The 1,381-nt window shown below is 62.6% G+C and carries 2 protein-coding genes; one reads left to right on the top strand and one right to left on the bottom strand.

Annotated elements, in window-relative coordinates; translation table 11 throughout:
• A partial coding sequence (locus tag FHD67_RS20130; RefSeq protein WP_139599850.1) for a YihY/virulence factor BrkB family protein occupies positions 1-356 on the bottom strand: 356 nt, incomplete at its 3' end.
• Positions 357-1,199: 843 nt separating this feature from the next.
• On the opposite strand from FHD67_RS20130, the gene FHD67_RS20135 reads away from it, so the two are divergent.
• The coding region (locus tag FHD67_RS20135) for a hypothetical protein (protein ID WP_139599851.1) at positions 1,200-1,381 on the top strand (182 nt) is incomplete at its 3' end.

Below are 1,381 nucleotides of genomic sequence, written 5' to 3' on the forward strand. Positions count from 1 at the left end.
TAGGCGATGTTCAGCCCCTCCATCAGGGTCATGACGCCCTTCATGGCGCCATAGATCGCGATGGCCAGACCAAAGGCCGCGACCAAGCCGGTCGCCGTCTCATCGCCGCTGGTGACCTTCAGGACCTGTTCCTGAAGCACCGCTCCGGCGCTTTCGGGGATCAGGGCCATGACCGTGTCCAGCTGGCTGGCGATGTCGGCGGGGTCCAGCACCAGACCCGCGATCGAGATCAGCGCGGCAAGGGCCGGGAACACCGACAGCAGCGCATAGAACGCGATGCCCGCCGACACGACCGAAATGTGGTCGCTGGCGATCTCGTTCTTCACGCGAACAAGGATCTGCTTCCATTCCGCCATGGAAAATCGTGTGGGAGAGGCTGTCCCCTTCTGGTCTGTCGAAAGGGTCGTCTTGGTACGGGGCACGTGGTTCTCCAGCGCTGTAATGGGCAGGGTCGGCAGGTCCGAAAGCTCACGAACCTGTCATCTGATGCAGACGAAAGACCACGACCGCCGCCCGGGTTCCTACAGCAATTGACGCATTGCCCGCGGAAGCGTGCTCTGACCGTCTCCTTCCCATCGACGACCAGCCTACCACAGGCAGATGATCGCTGCCTTCCGGCAGGGTCGAGATGGGTCCAGTGCCGGAGGCTGGACACACGTCATGCAGATTGTCAGCTTCAATTCTGGCCGTTTACACCCAGTCCAATGATCGATTTCGAACCCGCTTGCGCGCCGATGCCATTGTGCATCCGAATAGGGACAGCACTGCACCGGCTTCAAGAGGGTCCTGTTCAGCCACGTCATTGCTGTAACCTTAATCGTGTCACCGGACGCGACAAACTCTGACCCTCAGGCTGTCGCTAATGACACGACTGTCTGGAACAATCGCGGCATCCTCTTGTTGGACCCCTGCTCGATCACGGGTCCAGCGCAGAAAGAAAGCCCGGCCATGCTTCCACATTCCGGCAAAAAGCCCCTGCGACCGTCCGGGTCCGAACCGGCCGATACGCATGAGGCAGCCAGGCATTCCTGATGCGTCGGCACTCCATGCAGATGGGCCTCAGGGCTGACAGTACATCGGACGTCACGCTGGACGGGCAGCCGCATCTTCCGTCGACGGCAGGCGACCCGATCGAACCGCGACAGAAACGATCGCAGCGCCGGACCACCGGTGCTTCATAGCTTTGGGAAAGGACTGTCATGCCCCATCATGATCATCTCGACCACATCCGCCACGCGCCCCGACCGCCCGCATCTGGCATCGGTCTGGGCGCGGTGCTGGGCCTCTTCCTGGCCGCTGCCGGCACCGGCTATCTGCTGACCCGCCAGCCCGAACGGCGTCCCGCCGACAACGCCCCCCGGCGCGCTGCCAAGCACGGGCC

The organism is Paracoccus haeundaensis (assembly GCF_006239215.1).
Taxonomy (GTDB): domain Bacteria; phylum Pseudomonadota; class Alphaproteobacteria; order Rhodobacterales; family Rhodobacteraceae; genus Paracoccus; species Paracoccus marcusii.